The 18,432-nt window shown below is 65.4% G+C and carries 18 protein-coding genes; 12 read left to right on the plus strand and 6 right to left on the minus strand.

Annotation, left to right across the window (positions count from 1 at the left end; all coding sequences use genetic code 11):
* Positions 1-68 precede the first annotated feature (68 nt).
* From AC1ZV1_RS02575 to AC1ZV1_RS02595, 5 genes are all read right to left on the minus strand, one after another.
* Positions 69-440 carry a hypothetical protein gene (locus tag AC1ZV1_RS02575; RefSeq protein ID WP_484295402.1) on the minus strand — a complete coding sequence of 124 codons (372 nt, stop codon included), beginning with the start codon at positions 438-440 and terminating at the stop codon, positions 69-71.
* Positions 441-560: 120 nt separating this feature from the next.
* A complete protein-coding gene (locus tag AC1ZV1_RS02580; RefSeq protein WP_484295403.1) occupies positions 561-1,325 on the minus strand; it encodes a TOBE domain-containing protein in 765 nt (254 codons plus the stop codon).
* Positions 1,326-1,395: 70 nt separating this feature from the next.
* Entirely contained in the window at positions 1,396-2,058 is a 663-nt protein-coding gene (locus tag AC1ZV1_RS02585; protein ID WP_484295404.1) for a class I SAM-dependent methyltransferase, read from the minus strand.
* Between the two features lie 163 nt (positions 2,059-2,221).
* Positions 2,222-2,956, minus strand: a complete 735-nt coding sequence (locus tag AC1ZV1_RS02590) for a double zinc ribbon domain-containing protein (RefSeq protein ID WP_484295405.1) — start codon at positions 2,954-2,956, stop codon at positions 2,222-2,224.
* Between the two features lie 40 nt (positions 2,957-2,996).
* Complete coding sequence (locus AC1ZV1_RS02595) at positions 2,997-3,290, minus strand: hypothetical protein (protein WP_484295406.1); 294 nt, start codon at positions 3,288-3,290, stop codon at positions 2,997-2,999.
* Positions 3,291-3,531: 241 nt separating this feature from the next.
* On the opposite strand from AC1ZV1_RS02595, the gene bioB reads away from it, so the two are divergent.
* The 11 genes from bioB to AC1ZV1_RS02650 all read left to right on the plus strand — a co-directional run bounded on the left by bioB (position 3,532) and on the right by AC1ZV1_RS02650 (position 16,245).
* On the plus strand, positions 3,532-4,590 hold the full coding sequence (gene bioB, locus AC1ZV1_RS02600; RefSeq protein ID WP_054907998.1) for a biotin synthase BioB: 1,059 nt from the start codon (positions 3,532-3,534) through the stop codon (positions 4,588-4,590).
* 29 nt (positions 4,591-4,619) lie between these two features.
* The gene (locus AC1ZV1_RS02605) at positions 4,620-4,997 is read left to right on the plus strand and encodes a hypothetical protein (RefSeq protein WP_484295407.1); all 378 of its coding nucleotides are present in this window, start codon (positions 4,620-4,622) and stop codon (positions 4,995-4,997) included.
* Between the two features lie 47 nt (positions 4,998-5,044).
* Positions 5,045-6,250: an 8-amino-7-oxononanoate synthase gene (bioF, locus tag AC1ZV1_RS02610; protein ID WP_484295408.1), complete on the plus strand. Its 1,206-nt coding sequence runs from the start codon at positions 5,045-5,047 to the stop codon at positions 6,248-6,250.
* Positions 6,243-6,968 (plus strand): alpha/beta fold hydrolase, encoded by a 726-nt coding sequence (locus tag AC1ZV1_RS02615; protein ID WP_484295409.1) that lies wholly within the window; start codon positions 6,243-6,245, stop codon positions 6,966-6,968. The genes bioF and AC1ZV1_RS02615 overlap by 8 nt, the downstream gene beginning before the upstream one ends.
* A complete protein-coding gene (gene bioC, locus AC1ZV1_RS02620) occupies positions 6,961-7,758 on the plus strand; it encodes a malonyl-ACP O-methyltransferase BioC (protein WP_484295410.1) in 798 nt (265 codons plus the stop codon). Before AC1ZV1_RS02615 ends, bioC begins: the two co-directional genes overlap by 8 nt.
* Positions 7,759-7,785: 27 nt before the next feature.
* A complete protein-coding gene (gene bioD / locus AC1ZV1_RS02625; protein WP_484295411.1) occupies positions 7,786-8,469 on the plus strand; it encodes a dethiobiotin synthase in 684 nt (227 codons plus the stop codon).
* A 74-nt stretch (positions 8,470-8,543) separates the two neighbouring features.
* Positions 8,544-8,774: a hypothetical protein gene (locus tag AC1ZV1_RS02630; protein ID WP_484295412.1), complete on the plus strand. Its 231-nt coding sequence runs from the start codon at positions 8,544-8,546 to the stop codon at positions 8,772-8,774.
* Positions 8,775-9,084: 310 nt separating this feature from the next.
* Positions 9,085-10,890, plus strand: a complete 1,806-nt coding sequence (locus tag AC1ZV1_RS02635) for a phenylacyl-CoA dehydrogenase (RefSeq protein WP_484295413.1) — start codon at positions 9,085-9,087, stop codon at positions 10,888-10,890.
* Positions 10,891-11,061: 171 nt separating this feature from the next.
* On the plus strand, positions 11,062-12,342 hold the full coding sequence (locus tag AC1ZV1_RS02640) for a GGDEF domain-containing protein (RefSeq protein WP_484295414.1): 1,281 nt from the start codon (positions 11,062-11,064) through the stop codon (positions 12,340-12,342).
* Positions 12,343-12,461: 119 nt separating this feature from the next.
* A complete protein-coding gene (locus tag AC1ZV1_RS02645) occupies positions 12,462-14,258 on the plus strand; it encodes an acyl-CoA dehydrogenase C-terminal domain-containing protein (protein ID WP_484295415.1) in 1,797 nt (598 codons plus the stop codon).
* A gap of 208 nt (positions 14,259-14,466) precedes the next feature.
* Positions 14,467-16,245, plus strand: a complete 1,779-nt coding sequence (locus AC1ZV1_RS02650; RefSeq protein WP_484295416.1) for an acyl-CoA dehydrogenase C-terminal domain-containing protein — start codon at positions 14,467-14,469, stop codon at positions 16,243-16,245.
* 433 nt (positions 16,246-16,678) lie between these two features.
* On the opposite strand, the gene AC1ZV1_RS02655 is transcribed toward AC1ZV1_RS02650, so the two are convergent.
* The gene (locus AC1ZV1_RS02655; RefSeq protein WP_484295417.1) at positions 16,679-17,557 is read right to left on the minus strand and encodes a LysR family transcriptional regulator; all 879 of its coding nucleotides are present in this window, start codon (positions 17,555-17,557) and stop codon (positions 16,679-16,681) included.
* Positions 17,558-17,657: 100 nt separating this feature from the next.
* Here AC1ZV1_RS02655 and AC1ZV1_RS02660 point away from each other — a divergent pair, with 100 nt between their 5' ends.
* On the plus strand, positions 17,658-18,365 hold the full coding sequence (locus AC1ZV1_RS02660) for an MOSC domain-containing protein (protein WP_484295418.1): 708 nt from the start codon (positions 17,658-17,660) through the stop codon (positions 18,363-18,365).
* The last annotated feature ends 67 nt before the right edge of the window (positions 18,366-18,432 follow it).

Consider the following 18,432-nt stretch of genomic DNA (forward strand, 5'->3'; position numbering starts at 1 on the left):
GGCGACGTTCCGGCAATGGTAAAGCTGCCTAGTTTACCCAGTCCGCCTCCTTTGGGTGCGCAGTCGCCTCAGCGGTCGGCGCAGTGTTTCCTCAGGTACTCGACGAAGTCCGTGGCCAGCGCTCGACGCTCGCCCTGTACCAGGGTCAGTTTCTGCATCGTGCGGACCTTGCACTTGACCGGCTGGGCCTGCTTGTCCGCGCTGTGCAGCGGTGTCAGCAGCAGGTCGTAGGGCGTGCCCTGACGGACCTGCTCGGCGAGTTCGGTTTCGACGCCGCCAATCAGCAGCACCTTATTGTGGGTCTCGATCTGGTACTGGTCCACCACCGGTTCCAGGATCGGCATCAGATCGTGGCTGGCGCCAACCCGCAGCACGTCGGGGCCGGCGTAGCTGGCGAAGGGCAGAAAAAGCAGGGTGAGCAGCAGGAGTGGGTGGCGCATGGTGGGGACTCCGGTTAGCCAAGGTTCCGCCCGGCCCGGGCGGAACTCTGTCGGCTATTGGAGCGCGACCCGGCGTCGCGGGGTTTGATATGAGGCAGGGAAACTCATGTGGCCGCGAGGCTACAGCGGCGTGCCAAGGATCACCTGTGCGGGCGAGAACTGCGCGCGCACCGGTGAACCGGGCTGAAGGTGAAGGATCTCGATGCGCTCCGGGTCGGTGAGGGCGCAGAGCATCTGCCCGCTGGGCAGCTGGATGCGCACCTCGCTGGGGCCGTCTTCGGCTTCACGGATGTCGTCGACGTGGCCTTCCAGCGTGTTCAGGCCTTCCGGGCAGGGGATGTGCGGCAGGTCGACATACAGCCAACCAGCCTTCATCAACGCGACCACCGGCACACCATCGGCCAGCTCCAGCTTCTCGGTGCTTTCGCGGGTGACGCGGGCCTGGATGCGCGAGCCGCCGGGCAGCTCGATGCTGATGAGATCGTTGAGGCCGGACGGCTCCACCGCACAGACACGGCCGTGCAGCTGGTTGCGCGCGCTGGTGCGCATCATCAGGCGGCCGATGAGTTCCAGGTCGGCCTGGTGTTCGACGTGCTCGACAATGTGTTCGCGCAGGGCCTCCAGGCGCTGGTACAGCGCCAGCAGGCGCTCGCCCTCGGGGGTCAGGCGCGCGCCGCCGCCACCCTTGCCGCCGACGCTGCGCTCCACCAGCGGCCGGTCGGAGAGGTTGTTCAGTTCGTCGATGGCGTCCCAGGCGGTCTTGTAGCTCATCCCCGCGGCCTTGGCGGCGTGGGTGATCGAGCCGAGCTGGGCGATCTGCGCCAGCAGGGCGATGCGCTGCGGGCGACGGGTTACGTGTTGGGTCAACAGGCTGAGGGTGGTCATGGTTTCGCGGGTACTTATTGGAATGCCACGAGGCTCCGACAGCCTGTTGGAAAACGCAAGCGCGACGGACCTAGCAGATGAAGCGTTCGTCGCGTTCAAACAGGGCTACATGCAAGGTATGCAGCCAGGGAAGGCGCGCAAAGTTGGCGCGCAGGCGGAAACCCAGAGGCGCGAAATAGCTGCTGACTTCCGCCAGTGAGGTGGCGTATTTCAGTGACGTGCGTCCAGTCAGCTGGAAGCGCAGCTGGCGTTTGAACGAGGTGATTGCCAGCGGGCTGAAGTAGGACAGGACGACGAAGCGGTCCGCCACCCGACACATTTCGGCAATGGCGCGTTGGCGAGTTGCCGGATCGGGGAAGTGGTGAAACAGGCGAAAGCACAGAAGGGTGTCGATGCTCCGATCAGTAAGGGCAATGCGCTCGATGTCCAGATTCAGGATCGCAGTTTCCGTGGGCAGGTCCTGCAGGTTGTTGCGCGCCAGATCCTGCATGGAATCGGAGAGGTCGCCGGCGATGACCTGGTAGCCCCGCTCGACGAGGTGGCGGGTGACCCGGCCACCACCGCATGGCAGGTCCAGTATCCAGTGCTGGCGTGGAATCATTTCGAAGACCCGATCGAGCAATTCCATCTCGGCGCGGTGTGTGGCTGGCTTGCGGTTCTGCTCGTAGTTCCGGGCGGTGGTCGGTGTGTATTTTTCACGTCCTTTATAAAGCGACTTGGGTTGACTTGGCATTGCGTACTCCAGATCCGATAGGGGAGGGCAGACAGCTCACGGGCGAGCGCTGTGCCAACTATCAAGAAATGAAGGTCTCGGGAGCATGACGCGGAGGCTGGTCATTTTGTTATCTGCCGCGTCGTGAGCGTGGCGGAAGCCGATCACTCGGTGCGGCGCTACGTCAGGGGTGCAGCCAGTGGTCTCTGGGTGTCCGCGCGAGGCAGTAGACATCCACGCGCCGGGCCCCGGCCCTGCTCAGTAATCGGGCGATGTTCTCGGCGGTGGCGCCGGTGGTCAGCACGTCATCTACCAAGGCCAGGTGCAGGCCTTCGGCGGCTGCGCCAGGGGCCAGGGCGAAAGCATTGCGCAGGTTGCGTTTGCGCGTGGCAGCATCCAGGTCCTGCTGGGCCGGAGTATCCTGTGTGCGGCGCAGAATGCGGTTATCCACAGGCAGTTTGAGCGGAGCAGCCAGCCATCCTGCCAGTAATTGCGCCTGGTTGAAGCCGCGTCGCCGCTCGCGCTGGCGTGACAGCGGTACGGGGATCAGTCGATCCGGACGCGGCAGCCCGTCTTCGTAGGCATGCAGCAGATGCCGCTCCAGCAACTGACCAAGCAACCGTCCCAGTGGGGCATTGGCCTGGTGCTTGAAGCGCGTGATCAGCGCATCGACGGGAAAGCCATAGCGCAGCGGCGTCTCCACGCGCTGGAAGGCCGGCGCGCGGCGCAGGCAGTGGCCGCAGATCAAACCGGTGGCGGACAAGGGCAGGGCGCAGATCGCGCAGTGTCCGCCGAGCCAGGGCAGGTCGTCGTCACAACCGGTGCAGAGCGGCAGGCCGACGTGTTCCGCCGTTGCGCCGCAAAGCAGACAGTGAACGTGAGCGCGCCAGCAGCTAGGGCGCCAATCCTGAAACCGCATTCAGCCCCTCCATGGGTGGGGCTGCTCGCAGGCGAGCGGCTCAGTGAATCAGCCAGCTCAACACCACCAGGCCCAGCACCGTCCAGATCAGTCCACCGAAGATCGAGCGCCGCAGGAAGGCGCGGATGCCACTGTAGAGAAACAGCAGGCCGATGAAGAGCAGGACGAAACTGAAGATCGAGACGTCGATTCCCACAGCCCGGGCCAGGCCGTGGAAAAAGTCGTCCATCGCACGCCACAGCCCGCCGAGCAGGCCCGACAGCAGATCGACGATGAAGCGGATGGCCTTGCCGGCCATCTGGCCGAGGCCGTCGAAGAATCCTTCTGTTCCCATCTGGGGTATGACTCCTGAGTGTCCTGTCTGATTGGAGCGGTGATTGGCTGGATCGGTTCGGCCGCAGCGGCAACCAGATGGTCGTCATTGATCAAATAATAGTCACTTGTCGACCTGTGTCGCGAGAGTGGTTGACAGCGTCACAGCTCCACCTATGATGCCTTGAGCCTGATTTCCCCGGTGGCGCGCCGCCGGGGCACCCTAGACAAGAGGCGCCCCCAAGCGTCGAAGGACTTTGCCGATGAGTGCCACCGCAGCCCAAGTAACCCGCCACGACTGGACCCTTGCCGAAGTCCGCGCCCTGTTCGAACAGCCGTTCAACGACCTGCTGTTCCAGGCGCAGACGATGCACCGCGCGCATTTCGACCCGAACCGCGTGCAGGTGTCCACCCTGCTGTCGATCAAGACCGGCGCCTGCCCGGAAGACTGCAAGTATTGCCCGCAGTCCGGCCACTACAACACCGGCCTGGACAAGGAAAAGCTGATGGAAGTGCAGAAGGTGCTGCAGGCCGCTGCCGAAGCCAAGGCCATCGGCTCGACGCGCTTCTGCATGGGCGCCGCCTGGAAGCATCCGTCGGCGAAGGACATGCCCTACGTGCTGGAAATGGTGAAGGGCGTGAAGAAGCTCGGCCTGGAAACCTGCATGACCCTGGGCAAGCTGACCCAGGAGCAGACCCAGTCCCTGGCTGAAGCAGGTCTGGACTACTACAACCACAACCTCGATACCTCGCCGGAGTTCTACGGCAACATCATCACCACCCGTACCTACAGCGAGCGCCTGCAGACCCTGGCGTACGTGCGCGAAGCGGGGATGAAGATCTGCTCCGGTGGCATCCTCGGCATGGGCGAGTCGGTGGACGACCGCGCCGGCCTGCTGATCCAGTTGGCCAACCTGCCCGAGCACCCGGAATCGGTGCCGATCAACATGTTGGTGAAGGTAAAGGGCACTCCGCTGGCCGAGGAGAAGGACGTCGATCCGTTCGACTTCATCCGCACCCTGGCAGTCGCCCGCATCATGATGCCGAAGTCCCACGTGCGCCTGTCCGCTGGCCGCGAGCAGATGAACGAGCAGATGCAGGCTTTGGCCTTCATGGCCGGCGCCAACTCGATCTTCTACGGCGAGAAGCTGCTGACCACCACCAACCCGCAGGCCGAGAAGGACATGCAGCTGTTCGCGCGTCTGGGCATCAAGCCCGAGGAGCGCGAGGAGCACGCCGACGAGGTGCACCAGGCCGCCATCGAGCAGGCGCTGGTGGAACAACGCGACTCCCAGTTGTTCTACAACGCGGCTTCGGCCTGATCTTGCCTGCGATGCTTCGGGCGCAGTGGATGAATGGGCTGATGCCGGATAGCGAAGGCTTGCATGTCGCCGATGGTTCTCTTTACACCCTGGTAGAGGGAATCCCGATTCTGCTGCCCGAAGCAGCGCCTGCTGAACATTGGATAGATGCGGACTGCGTGCTGGCGCAATTGACAACTCAGGATGGCCGCTTTCGCATCAAGTGCGGTGAGTCTGCTGCCCATGGCTCTATTGGTTTCGTCGCGCTGGAGTCAGGCGGTGAGCTTCTGTGGTTGTTGATGTCGGAGCGGTCCAACCCATTTGATCAAATCGAGATCAAGGGAAGCAAAGTGGTCGTTCTCTCCACATCTGGAGCGATTCTGCGATTCAGCCCGCCGCTCTCCGAGTTCAGGTTGCTGTTGTCCTGAGCCTGCTTCCATAGAGGCAATAATCCGTATTTGAAGGAGCGTCAGGGATGTCCTTTGACCTCGATTTCCGCCTGGCCCAGCGCCAGGCGGAGGACCTCTACCGCCGCCGTCCGCTGCTGGAATCGCCGCAGGGACCGGACGTGGTCATCGACGGCCAGCCGATGCTGGCCTTCTGTTCCAACGATTACCTGGGCCTGGCCAATCACCCCGAGGTGATCGCCGCCCTGCGTGCCGGCGCCGAGCGCTGGGGCGTCGGCGGTGGCGCCTCGCACCTGGTCAACGGCCACTGCGGCCCGCACCACGAGCTGGAGCTGGCACTCGCCGAGTTCACCGGTCGCCCGCGGGCGCTGCTGTTCTCCACCGGCTACATGGCCAACCTCGGCACCGTCACCGCCCTCGTCGGCAAAGGCGACAGCGTGCTGGAGGACCGCCTCAACCATGCCTCGCTACTGGACGCCGGGCTGCTCTCCGGTGCGCGCTTCTCGCGCTACCTGCACAACGATGCCGCCAGCCTCGCCTCCCGCCTGGAGAAGGCCGAAGGCAGCACGCTGGTCGTCACCGATGGCGTGTTCAGCATGGACGGCGACCTCGCCGACCTGCCCGCGCTCTGCGCCAGGGCTCGGGAAAAAGGTGCCTGGGTGATGGTCGACGACGCTCACGGATTCGGCCCGTTGGGCGCGACCGGTGGCGGTATCGTCGAACACTTCGGCCTGGGCCTGGACGACGTGCCTGTGCTGGTTGGCACTCTCGGCAAGGCGTTTGGCACCGCTGGCGCCTTCGTTGCCGGCAGCGAGGCGCTGATCGAAACGCTGATCCAGTTCGCCCGCCCCTACATCTACACCACCAGCCAGCCGCCCGCCGTGGCCTGCGCGACACTGAAAAGCCTGGAGCTGCTGCGCGCCGAGTGTTGGCGCCGTGACCATCTGAATGCCCTGATCTCGCGCTTCCGTGCTGGCGCCGAGGCCATCGGTCTGCGCCTGATGGACAGCCCGACGCCCATTCAGCCGATCCTCATCGGCGGCAGTGCGCAGGCCATGGCGCTCTCCGCCGAGCTGCGCCAGCGCGGCATATTGGTAGGGGCGATTCGCCCGCCCACGGTGCCGGCAGGCACTGCGCGTTTGCGCGTGACCCTCTCCGCCTCGCACACCGAGGCGCAGGTCGACCGCCTGCTGTTGGCGCTCGCCGAAAGCTGGCAGCGCGTGTCGTCTAGCCTTCTGGCAGAGATCGATGCCGAGGAGGGCGATGATGCGTGACCAACTGATTCTGCTGCCGGGCTGGGGCCTGGGCAGCGCTCCCCTGGAACCGCTGCGCGATGCGCTGCTGGAGCAGGCGCCGCATTTGAACGTGCAGATCGAGCCGCTGCCGGCGGACGCCGACCCGAACGTCTGGCTCGACGAGCTGGACGACAACGTCGCTCACGACGCCTGGATCGCAGGCTGGTCGCTGGGCGGCATGCTGGGTGCCGAGCTGGCAGCGCGCCGTGGCGAGTCCTGTCGGGGGCTGGTCACCATCGCCAGCAACCTCTGTTTCCGCCGTCGCGAGGACTGGCCGGAGGCCATGGCCAACGACGTCTTCGAGGACTTCTTCGAAGCCTTCCTGCTGGAACCGCACCTGGTGCGCAAACGCTTCACGATGCTGGTCAGCCAGGGCGCCCGCGATGCGCGCACCCTCGCCCGCCAGCTGCAGGTGGCGTTGCCGCAGATGAATGTCGAAGGCCTCACCGCCGGCCTGCAGTTGCTCGGCCAGCTCGATACGCGCGCGGCACTCGGGCGCTATCCGGGGCCGCAACTGCACCTGTTCGCCGGCAACGATGCGCTGGTCCCGGCGAGCGCCGCCGACGCGCTGCTGGAGTGGTTGCCGGACGTCGAAGTGAGCCTGCTGCCCAGTGCCAGCCACGGCCTGCCGCTGGAGCAGCCGGACGAAGTGGCAGGCGCCATCCTGAACTTCATCCACGAGGGCGACGATGCCTGATTGCAGTACCCGCGCGCTGCCCGACAAACGCCAGGTGGCCGCTTCCTTCTCCCGTGCCGCGTCGACCTATGACGCGGTGGCTGAACTGCAACGTGCGGTGGGGAACCGTTTGCTGGAGCTGTTGCCGGCGCAGAGCGCGCCGCAGCGCTGGATCGACCTGGGCAGTGGCACCGGTTACTTCACCCGAGCCCTGGCGGCGCGCTATCCACAGGCACAGGGCCTGTCTGTCGACATCGCCGAGGGCATGCTGCGCCACGCCCGCGAGCAGGGCGGCGCACAGCACTTCATCGGTGGTGACGCCGAGCGGTTGCCACTGCGCGATGCGGCCTGCGACCTGCTGTTTTCCAGCCTGGCGATCCAGTGGTGCGCGGATTTGCCTGCGGTGCTGGGCGAGGCGCGCCGCGTGCTGCGTCCGGGCGGCGTCGCGGCCTTCAGCAGCCTGTGCATCGGCACCCTGGGCGAGCTGCGGCAGAGCTGGGAAGCGGTGGACGGGTTCGTCCACGTAAACCGCTTCCGTGCCTTCGAGCAGTACCAGCAGCACTGCGCGGGCAGCGGCCTCGAAGTGCTGGAGCTGCGCACCGAGGATCGCGTCCTGCACTTCTCCGACCTGCGCAGCCTGACCCACGAACTCAAGGCGCTCGGCGCGCACAACCTCAACCCGGGGCGGCCCGACGGCCTCACCGGGCGCGAGCGAGTACGTGCGCTGATCGCCGCCTACGAGCACTTCCGCCAGCCCGAGGGGCTGCCGGCGACCTACCGGGTGGTCTACGCCGTCCTGCGCAAGAACTGAATCCGGCAAGACCAGCAGAGGAACGCCATGACCCACGCCTACTTCGTGACCGGCACCGACACCGAGATCGGCAAGACCACCATCGCCGCCGGCCTGCTGCATGCAGCGCGGCTGGCCGGGCTGTCCACGGCAGCCGCCAAACCGGTGGCTTCCGGCTGCGAGCGCAGTTCAGAGGGCCTGCGCAATTCCGACGCGCTGGCGCTGCTGGGCGAGTGCAGCGTGCCGCTGGCCTACGAACAGGTGAACCCGTTCGCCTTCGAGCCCGCCATCGCACCGCACCTCGCCGCCCGTGAGCAGGGTGTGAAGCTGACGGTTGAGGCGTTGAAGGGGCCCGTGCGTTCGGTACTCGAACAGGGCGCCGATTTCACCCTGGTGGAAGGCGCCGGAGGCTGGCGCGTGCCGCTGGCAGGGGAGGAGAACCTCTCCGACCTGGCCATCGCCCTGGAACTGCCGGTGATCCTGGTCGTCGGCGTACGCCTGGGGTGCATCAATCACGCCGTGCTCAGCGCCGAGGCGATCCAGCGCGACGGCCTGGTGCTGGCGGGCTGGGTGGCGAACATCGTCGACCCGACGACCTCTCGTCTGGAAGAAAACCTCGCGACCCTTGCCGAACGCCTCCCCGCACCTTGCGTCGGACGCGTGCCGCGCCTGGACTGCGCGACGCCGGCGGCAGTGGCGGCGCACCTGGACCTGGGTATCCTGGATTTGTAACCGGGCCTTGGCCTGGCGGACGTCGTCTGCTTGAATAGTGGCCACTTGCTGCTTTCGGTTGTGGAGGTGTGTCGATGGAAATCTCCGGTAATGCTTTCTCTGCGGGCCTGTATGGCGTGCAGAACGGCCAGCGCCGCGTCGACCGCGCCAGCACCGACATCTCCACCGCTGGCAGCGCGCCCAGCGAAGTGCTGAACGACCGCCTGGTCGACCTGCGCCGCGGCGAGCACGAAGTGAAGGCTAACGCCAAGGTCATCCAGGCCGCCGACGAAACGCTCGGCACCCTCATCGATATCCGCGCCTGACGGCAACCGTTTTCCATCCCTGAATCTTTCCGAGCGGCCGGCTGTCCTTGAGACACGCCGGCCGCTCTGCCATGGGCTTTAATTAGCCTCATGAGCGTTGCGCGAAAGCACCCCGCGATCAGCCCGGCGAGCGTGACCGCATGGTCGGTTTGCGCGCTTGACAAGGGTATGGCGTAAACGTATGTTTCAAACGCCTGTTTGACTGTCCGGATGCGTGCGCGCACCGACTGGGCGGCCGGGAATGCTCCCGCACTGCGACCGCAGCAACCGGTCGCCCATTAACCAGAACCCTTCGTAGAGGTTTACCGCTATGCCTGATTACAAGGCCCCCTTGCGTGATATCCGTTTCGTTCGCGACGAGCTGCTGGGCTACGAAGCGCACTACCAGAACCTGCCGGGTGCCGAAGACGCCACCCCGGACATGGTCAATGCCATCCTCGAAGAGGGTGCGAAGTTCTGCGAACAGGTAATCGCTCCGCTGAACCGCACTGGCGACCTGGAAGGCTGCAAATGGAGCCCGGAAGGCGTCAAGACGCCGACCGGCTTCAAAGAGGCCTACCAGCAGTTCGTCGAAGGCGGCTGGCCGAGCCTGGCCCATGACGTCGAGCACGGCGGTCAGGGTCTGCCCGAATCCCTGGGTCTGGCCATCAGCGAGATGGTTGGCCAGGCCAACTGGTCCTGGGGCATGTACCCGGGCCTGTCCCACGGCGCCATGAACACCCTGCATGCCCACGGTACCCCGGAGCAGCAGCACGCCTACCTGACCAAGCTGGTCTCCGGCGAGTGGACCGGCACCATGTGCCTGACCGAGCCGCATTGCGGCACCGACCTGGGCATGCTGCGCACCAAGGCCGAGCCCCAGGCTGACGGCACCTACAAGATCACCGGCACCAAGATCTTCATCTCCGCTGGCGAACACGACATGGCCGACAACATCGTCCACATCGTGCTGGCCCGCCTGCCCGACGCCCCGCAAGGCACCAAGGGCATCTCGCTGTTCATCGTGCCGAAGTTCCTGCCCAACGCCGAAGGCAACGTGGGCGAGCGCAACGCCGTTTCCTGTGGCTCCATCGAACACAAGATGGGCATCCACGGCAATGCCACCTGCGTGATGAACTTCGACGCCGCTACCGGCTTCCTGATCGGCCCGCCGAACAAGGGCCTGAACTGCATGTTCACCTTCATGAACACCGCTCGCCTGGGTACCGCGCTGCAAGGCCTGGCCCACGCCGAAATCGGTTTCCAGGGTGGCATCGCCTACGCTCGCGAGCGTCTGCAGATGCGTTCGCTGACCGGCCCGAAAGCACCGGAGAAGCCCGCTGACCCGATCATCGTGCACCCTGACGTACGCCGCATGCTGCTGACCGCCAAGGCGTTCGCCGAAGGCAACCGCGCGATGCTGTACTTCGCTGCCAAGCAGGTCGACATCGTCCAGCGCAGCCAGAACGAAGAAGAGAAGAAAGCCGCTGACTCGATGCTGGCCTTCCTTACTCCGATCGCCAAGGCGTTCATGACCGAAGTGGGCTTCGAAGCCGCCAACCACGGCGTGCAGATCTATGGCGGCCACGGCTTCATCGCCGAGCACGGCATGGAGCAGAACGTCCGAGACAGCCGCATCTCCATGCTGTACGAAGGCACCACCGGCGTTCAGGCGCTGGACCTGCTGGGTCGCAAGATCCTCATGACCCAGGGCGAAGCGCTCAAGGGCTTCACCAAGATCGTGCACAAGTTCTGCCAGGCCAACGAAGCCAACGACGCCGTGAAGGAGTTCGTTGCACCGCTGGCTGCGCTGAACAAGGAGTGGGGCGACCTGACCATGAAGGTCGGCATGGCTGCCATGAAGGACCGCGAGGAAGTCGGCGCTGCATCGGTGGATTACCTGATGTATTCCGGCTACGCCTGCCTGGCCTACTTCTGGGCCGACATGGCTCGCCTGGCTGCCGAGAAGCTGGCTGCCGGTACCAGCGAAGAGGCCTTCTACCAGGCCAAGCTGAAGACCGCGCGCTTCTACTTCCAGCGCATCCTGCCGCGTACCCGCGCGCACGTGGGTGCCATGCTGTCCGGCGCTAACAACCTGATGGACCTGGCCGAGGAAGATTTCGCCCTCGGTTACTGATCAGCGCTCTGGACGGACGGTTCGCCGTCCGTCTGCTGAACAGGAAGAAGCCCGCCGCAAGGCGGGCTTTTTCGTATCCGAACCCACACAAATCCCCGCAGAAAATGCCATCATTACGCCACTTGCCGATCGACTGACCGCGAGCCCGGCACCCACTCTGCGGAACCCCCTGTGCGACCCACAGCCCCCTACCGGCTCAGCCACTTCCTTACCCCCCTGTTGCTGATTCCGGCCGGCATCGCTGTCGGCACCGTGGGCGAACTGTCCGACTTCTTCATCTCGCTGTTCAACGTCCTGCCGACCCTGCTGCTCCTGCTCGGCGGCGCACTGTGCATGGTCTACGGCCGGCAGCGGCAGCTGTTCATGCTATCGGTGGTCTATATCGCCTACTTCCTGCTCGACAACCAGGTCGACTACTTCCAGGCGCACCGCGTGGTGATGCCGGACGCAGCGCTGATATTCCATCTCTGCTGCGTGCTGTTGCCGCTGCTCTACGGCCTGTACGGCATCTGGCAGGAGCGCATGCACATGCTGCAGGACCTGCTCGCCCGCAGCGCCGCGCTGATTGCCGTGGCCGGTGTGGCGACGGCCCTGGCCAAGCGCTTCCCGCAGGGCCTTGCGGAGTTGCTCAGCGATACCTACTGGCCGGCGCTGCACGGCCACTGGATGAACCTGGCGCAACTGTCCTACCTCGGTTTTCTCCTGGCTTTCATCGCCCTGGTCGCCGCCTATGTGCGCCAGCCGCGGCCGCTGCACGCGGCGCAACTGCTGGGCCTGCTCGGGTTGCTGTGGATGCTGCCCAAGGTGTTCATCCTGCCCCATGCGCTCACCGTGATGACCAGTCTGGTGATGCTTACCCTGGCCGGCGCCGTGGCCCACGAGGCCTACCAGATGGCCTTCCGCGACGAGCTCACCGGGTTGCCGGGACGTCGCGCGCTGAACGAGCGCTTCCAGCGCCTGGGCCAGCAGTACGTGCTGGCGATGGTCGACGTGGACCACTTCAAGAAATTCAACGACAGCCACGGCCATGACGTCGGCGACCAGGTGCTGCGCATGGTCGCCAGCCAACTGCGCCGCACCGGTGGTGGCGGCAAGGCGTATCGCTATGGCGGCGAGGAGTTTACCCTGGTGTTTGCCGGCAAGACGGTGGAGCAGTGCCTGCCCTACCTCGACGGCGTTCGCCAGGCCATCGAGGGCTACGCCATGCACCTGCGCGACCGCGGCAACCGGCCCAAGGACGATCGCCAGGGCCGCAACAAGCGCGCTGGCAAGGAGGCGCAGACCGTCTCGGTGACCATCAGCGTCGGCGTCGCCGAGCGCGACGGCGAGCGGCGTAGCCCGGAAGAAGTGATCAAGGGCGCAGACGAGGCGCTGTACTCGGCCAAGAGCGGCGGACGCAACCGCGTGGCAGTGCATGGGCAGTCGCGTCGCGGGGCGGTGCGCACCGCCTGAACGGCCTGCGTTATGACCGCGCATTCAGCACGTGCAGCGTGATTGTCCGAGCGCTCATGGACCGTTAGGTTCGAGGTTTCCGCGCCGCTCTGGCGCCCTGAACCGAACGGAGATTCGCGATGCCCGAGTACAAGGCCCCCCTGCGCGACGTGCGCTTCCTCACCGACGAAGTCTTCGACTTCACCGGCCGCTACGAAGCCCTCGGCGCCACCGACGCTACCCCGGACATGTTCGCCGCCATCCTCGAGGAAGGCGCGAAGTTCTGCGAGCAGGTGATCGCCCCGCTGAACCGCTCCGGCGACGAGGAAGGCTGCCACTTCGACAATGGTGTAGTGACCACGCCCAAGGGCTTCAAGGAAGCTTTCGCGCAGTACGTCGAGGCCGGCTGGAACGGCGTCTCCAGCGATCCGGAATTCGGTGGCCAGGGGCTGCCGCCGTCCCTTGGCCTGCTGGTCAGCGAGATGATCGGCGCGTCGAACTGTTCCTGGGGCATGTACCCCGGCCTGACCAAGGGCGCCATGGCCGCCATCCACGCCCACGGCACCGCAGAGCAGAAGAGCACCTACCTGCCGCGCATGACCAGTGCGGTCTGGACCGGCACCATGTGCCTCACCGAGCCGCATTGCGGCACGGACCTGGGCATCATCAAGACCCGCGCCGTGCCCAACGCGGACGGCAGCTACGCGATCACCGGCACCAAGATCTTCATCTCCGCCGGCGAACACGACATGAGCGAGAACATCATCCACCTGGTCCTGGCCAAGCTGCCTGACGCGCCGGCGGGCACCAAGGGCATCTCGCTGTTCATCGTGCCCAAGTTTAACCTGGACGCGAACGGCGAGGCCGGTGAGCGCAACGCCGTCGCCTGCGGCTCCATCGAGCACAAGATGGGCATCAAGGCCTCGGCCACCTGCGTGATGAACTTCGATGGCGCCAAGGGCTTCCTCATCGGCGAAGCCAACAAGGGCCTGGCCTGCATGTTCACCATGATGAACCATGCGCGTCTGGGCACCGGCATGCAGGGCCTCTGCCTGGGCGAGACCAGCTACCAGGGTGCCGTGCGCTACGCCCAGGACCGCCTGCAGATGCGTTCGCTGACCGGCCCGAAGGCGCCGGACAAGCCCGCCGATCCGATCATCGTCCACCCGGACGTGCGCCGCATGCTGCTGACCATGAAGGCATTCAACGAAGGCAACCGCGCCTTGGCCTACTTCACCGCGCAACTGCTGGACATCGAACACCTGTCCCAGGACGCCGAGGAGCGCGAGCGCGCCGCCAACCTGCTGGCCTTCCTCACGCCGATCTGCAAGGCCTTCATGACCGAGACCGGCCTGGAGGTCACCAACATCGGCATGCAGGTATTCGGTGGTCACGGCTTCATCCGCGAGTGGGGCATGGAGCAGCTGGTGCGGGACTGCCGCATCGCGCCGATCTACGAAGGCACCAACGGCATCCAGGCGCTGGACCTGCTGGGCCGCAAGGTCCTCGGTAGCCAGGGCAAGCTGCTGATGGGCTTCACCAAGCTCGTGCACCAGTTCTGCCAGCAGCACGCCGAGCACCCGCAGCTGAACGCGCAGGTCGCCCAGTTGGCGACGCTGAACAAGCAGTGGGGCGAGCTGACCCAGAAGGTCGGGATGGCGGCCATGAAGAACCCGGACGAAGTCGGTGCCGCCTCGGTCGACTACCTGATGTTCTCCGGCTACGTCACCCTCGGCTACTTCTGGCTGCGCATGGCGCTCGTCGCCCAGCAGAAGCTGGACGAGGGCACCAGCGAGTCGGCCTACTACCAGACCAAGCTGGCCACCGCCGAGTTCTACTTCAGCCGCTTGCTGCCGCGCGCCCTGGCTCACGTGGCGGCGGCGGAAGCCGGTTCCGAGGTGCTGATGCGCCTGTCGGCCGAGCAGTTCGCCCTCTAATCCCCGCGCCAGACGAGGAGGCCCGCATCCCGCGGGCCTCCTCGTTTTTTGCTACATATTGTGACCAATCTGTAGTTGTACGGTCACAACATGACGCTTAAAGTCTGAAAAGTTGTTGGAGTAAACTCCGGCGGCGTACCTTCGTGTACCTCCTATTCTGATACCGCTGGCTGCCTGTTCAGCCGTCGTTTTCGTTCGAGGATCCATCATGGCTGACTACAAAGCTCCCCTGCGCGACATGCAATTCGTCCTCAATGAAGTCTTCGAGGTCGCCAATCTCTGGGCCGAACTGCCCGCCCTGGCCGAGACCGTCGATGCCGAAACCGCGTCGGCGATCCTCGAAGAAGCCGGCAAGGTCACCGGCGGTGTGATCGCCCCGCTGAACCGCAGCGGCGACGAAGAAGGCTGCAGCTGGAGCGCCGAGGGCGTGAAGACCCCGGCTGGCTTCCCCGAGGCTTACCGCACCTACGCCGAAGGCGGCTGGGTGGGCGTGGGTGGCGCGCCGGAATTCGGCGGTATGGGCATGCCCAAGGTGATCGGCGCCCAGGTCGAGGAAATGGTCAACTCGGCCAACCTGTCCTTCGGCCTGTACCCGATGCTGACCGCCGGTGCCTGCCTGTCGCTGCTCAACCATGCCAGCGAAGAACTCAAGGCCAAGTACCTGCCGAACATGTACGCCGGCACCTGGGCTGGCTCCATGTGCCTGACCGAGCCGCACGCCGGCACCGACCTGGGCATCATCCGCACCAAGGCCGAACCGCAGGCCGACGGCAGCTTCAAGATTTCCGGCACCAAGATCTTCATCACCGGCGGCGAGCACGACCTGACCGAGAACATCATCCACCTGGTGCTGGCCAAGCTCCCCGACGCGCCGGCCGGCTCCAAGGGCATCTCGCTGTTCCTGGTACCGAAGGTGATGGTCAATGCCGACGGTTCCCTGGCCGAGCGCAACGCCGTGTCCTGTGGCTCCATCGAGCACAAGATGGGCATCAAGGGTTCCGCCACCTGCGTGATGAACTTCGATGGCGCCACCGGCTGGATCGTCGACGCGCCGAACAAGGGCCTGGCCGCCATGTTCACCATGATGAACTACGAGCGCCTGGGCGTGGGCATCCAGGGCCTGGCCACCGGCGAGCGTTCCTACCAGAGCGCCGTGGAGTACGCCCGCGAGCGTATCCAGAGCCGCGCGCCGACCGGCCCGGTGGCCAAGGACAAAGCCGCCGACCCGATCATCGTCCACCCGGACGTGCGCCGCATGCTGCTGACCATGAAGGCACTGAACGAGGGCGGCCGCGCCTTCTCCAGCTACGTCGCCATGCAGCTGGACACCGCCAAGTACAGCGAAGAGCCGACCACCCGCAAGCGCGCCGAGGAACTGGTCGCCCTGCTGACCCCGGTGGCCAAGGCCTTCCTCACCGACATGGGCCTGGAAACCACTATCCACGGCCAGCAGATCTTCGGTGGCCACGGCTTCATCCGCGAGTGGGGCCAGGAGCAACTGGTGCGCGATTGCCGCATCACCCAGATCTACGAAGGCACCAACGGTATCCAGGCGCTGGACCTGATGGGCCGCAAGATTGTCGGCAGCGGCGGCGCCTACGCCAAGCTGTTCACCGACGAGATCCGCGCCTTCACCGCTTCGGCCTCCGCCGAGCTGGCTGAGTTCACCGGCCCGCTGAACGCCGCTGTGCAGAACCTCGACGAGCTGACCGCCTGGGTCCTCGACCGTGCCAAAGGCAACCCGAACGAAATCGGCGCCGCCTCGGTCGAGTACCTGCACGCCTTCGGCTACACCGCCTACGCCTACATGTGGGCCTTGATGGCTCGCGCTGCGCTGGGCAAGGAAGGCCAGGACGAGTTCTACGCCAGCAAACTGGGCACCGCGCGCTTCTACTTTGCCCGCCTGCTGCCGCGCATCCACTCCCTGAGCGCTTCGGTGAAGGCGGGCAGCGAGTCGCTGTACCTGCTGGACGCCGCGCAGTTCTGAGTGCTCGACCCGAAAGCCCCGCTCCGGCGGGGCTTTTTTATGGGGATATTTCCTATCCGAAGGGCGCTAGAACGAAACCGTGTAAGCCAAAGCTTACAAGCAGCGGTGGTGATCGGCGTCTTTCTGACAAAGGCTTACGGCGGTAACCTTCTCCTCAGTCAGGACATTGCGCAGGAAGCGCCAACGACAATACGGAAACAAGGGAATCCACCAAGGACGGTGGCTAGCACGGACGTCAGGATATCGGTCTGCAAAACCCCGCTTCGCAAGAAGCGGGGTTTTTTCTTGCCCGCGATTTCGATCGGCTGTGTGCTGGAGGGGCAGGACGGCGCCGACCTGCAGGCGCGCGCCACGCGCGCGATCGCGGGAATGGCCCACTCCCACAGGGAAATTCCAGGCTGGCCGGTAGCCGCTTTCGTCGGCGCCAGCGCTATCACACGGCCCCGTCCAGCAGCGAGCGCAACAACTCTACTGTCGGCTGCTGCCGCTGCGCGTCGCGATACACCAGCCCTACGCTCAACGGGATGCGTGGCTCGCTCAGCGGCTTCCACAACAGATTCGGATGACTGTGCATCTGCCGTGCGCGGCCGGGGAGCACGGTGGCGAAGCGGCTCTGCGGCAGGCTGTCGAGAATGCCGCCCATGTGGTTCAGCTCCGCCTGCACCCGTGGTCGCCGGCCTATGGCCGCAAGCTGTTCTTGCCAGATCTGCCGGGCGCGGAATTCTTCGCCGAGCAGCAACATCGGCAGTTCCGCCGCCTGGGCCAGCGAGACCTTCTTGAAGTCCTTGAGCGGATGGTCCGCCGGGATCACCAGTTGCAGTTCGTCCGGGTACAACTCGACGCCGTGCAGTGCCGGCTGGCGAGGAGGCAGGAAGCCGATGCCAATGTCCAACTGACCGATCAGCAGACGGCGCTCGATCTCCACGCCGGAGAGTTCGTAGATGCGCACCTGCAGATGTGGCTGCGCGGCGTGCAGGCGCTCCACCAGGTGCGGTACCAGGCTCGCGTTGACCGTTTGCAGCACGCCGATGACCAGGCTGCGCGCGCTCTGCCCACGGAAGCCGCGAAGCGCCTCGCGGGCGCGCTCCAGGCCTTCGAGCAGCGGCACCGCGTGGTTGTACAGCGTGTGTGCGGCAGCGGTCGGCAGCAGGCGCTTGCCGCTGCGCTGGAACAACGCGACGTCGAGGTTCTGCTCCAGTTGTCGGATCTGCTGCGACAGCGCCGGCTGGGAAATCGCCAGGCGTTCGGCGGCGCGTCCGACATGGCCTTCCTCGTAGAGCGCGACGAAATAGCGGAGCTGGCGGAAGTTCATAAGATCTGCTTATCAACGAAACTGGAAAATCGAAATGGAGTGTCACCCATCCAGGCCTCTACTCTAGCGCTTGTCCGCTGTCTCAGATGGGTAGACAAAGGTGGAAAGCATCGTCATCCAGGGCGTATTCATAGGCAAAGTCGAAGAGAGCTGGGGCGGTTTGCTCAGCGAAATCGACAGGCTGGAAGCGCATCAGGAAGTCTGGCTCGGCGCCGAAGGGCTGCCCGGGGAGGGACGGTCCGACCTGCGCCGCGACGGCGGCCTGGACCGCGCGCTGCACCACTATCCGGCCGAGCATTATCGTCACTGGCGCAAGCGGCATCCGCAGACGCGCTGGCGACAGCCGGCCTTCGGCGAGAACCTGTCGACTTTTGGCCTCAATGAGCACGAGGTGTGCATCGGCGACCTGTTCCGCTGGGGCGACGCGCTGATCGAGGTCAGCCAGCCGCGCTCGCCCAGCTACCGCCTGGCACGGCGCTGGAACCTGCCCGAGCTGCCTTTAGAGGTGCAGGAGCAGGGGCGCTGCGGCTGGTTCTATCGGGTGCGCCGTTCCGGCATGGTCGCCGCGGATGCGCCGCTGGAGCTGGTGCAGCGGCACTACCCGCAGCTCACCGTGGCGAGCCTGCTGGACTGGTACTTCGGCCATCCGCTGGAACGCACCGGGCTGCGCCTGATGATGGCCTGCGATGCGCTTTCCCTGCGCTGGCGCAAGACCGCCGCGCAACGCCTGACCAGTGGCGTGCTCGAAGACTGGACGGCCCGCCTGGCGGGCCCCGAATGTTCGGAGCAGGGCGGCCTGCACAGCTGAGTGGCTGCGCCGCACTGTTTCGCAAATGCCCTCGCGCCCGCCTCCGGACGTCGTCTTGGTCCTGTGG

This window comes from Pseudomonas sp. BB438, assembly GCF_057180225.1.

Excerpts from the sequence above, each read along its gene's own strand:
- AC1ZV1_RS02575 (WP_484295402.1), bottom strand. The coding sequence starts at position 440 with ATGCGCCACCCACTCCTGCTGCTCACCCTGCTTTTTCTGCCCTTCGCC.
- AC1ZV1_RS02580 (WP_484295403.1), bottom strand. The coding sequence starts at position 1,325 with ATGACCACCCTCAGCCTGTTGACCCAACACGTAACCCGTCGCCCGCAG.
- AC1ZV1_RS02585 (WP_484295404.1), bottom strand. The coding sequence starts at position 2,058 with ATGCCAAGTCAACCCAAGTCGCTTTATAAAGGACGTGAAAAATACACA.
- AC1ZV1_RS02590 (WP_484295405.1), bottom strand. The coding sequence starts at position 2,956 with ATGCGGTTTCAGGATTGGCGCCCTAGCTGCTGGCGCGCTCACGTTCAC.
- AC1ZV1_RS02595 (WP_484295406.1), bottom strand. The coding sequence starts at position 3,290 with ATGGGAACAGAAGGATTCTTCGACGGCCTCGGCCAGATGGCCGGCAAG.
- bioB (WP_054907998.1), top strand. The coding sequence starts at position 3,532 with ATGAGTGCCACCGCAGCCCAAGTAACCCGCCACGACTGGACCCTTGCC.
- AC1ZV1_RS02605 (WP_484295407.1), top strand. The coding sequence starts at position 4,620 with ATGAATGGGCTGATGCCGGATAGCGAAGGCTTGCATGTCGCCGATGGT.
- bioF (WP_484295408.1), top strand. The coding sequence starts at position 5,045 with ATGTCCTTTGACCTCGATTTCCGCCTGGCCCAGCGCCAGGCGGAGGAC.
- AC1ZV1_RS02615 (WP_484295409.1), top strand. The coding sequence starts at position 6,243 with ATGCGTGACCAACTGATTCTGCTGCCGGGCTGGGGCCTGGGCAGCGCT.
- bioC (WP_484295410.1), top strand. The coding sequence starts at position 6,961 with ATGCCTGATTGCAGTACCCGCGCGCTGCCCGACAAACGCCAGGTGGCC.
- bioD (WP_484295411.1), top strand. The coding sequence starts at position 7,786 with ATGACCCACGCCTACTTCGTGACCGGCACCGACACCGAGATCGGCAAG.
- AC1ZV1_RS02630 (WP_484295412.1), top strand. The coding sequence starts at position 8,544 with ATGGAAATCTCCGGTAATGCTTTCTCTGCGGGCCTGTATGGCGTGCAG.
- AC1ZV1_RS02635 (WP_484295413.1), top strand. The coding sequence starts at position 9,085 with ATGCCTGATTACAAGGCCCCCTTGCGTGATATCCGTTTCGTTCGCGAC.
- AC1ZV1_RS02645 (WP_484295415.1), top strand. The coding sequence starts at position 12,462 with ATGCCCGAGTACAAGGCCCCCCTGCGCGACGTGCGCTTCCTCACCGAC.
- AC1ZV1_RS02650 (WP_484295416.1), top strand. The coding sequence starts at position 14,467 with ATGGCTGACTACAAAGCTCCCCTGCGCGACATGCAATTCGTCCTCAAT.
- AC1ZV1_RS02655 (WP_484295417.1), bottom strand. The coding sequence starts at position 17,557 with ATGAACTTCCGCCAGCTCCGCTATTTCGTCGCGCTCTACGAGGAAGGC.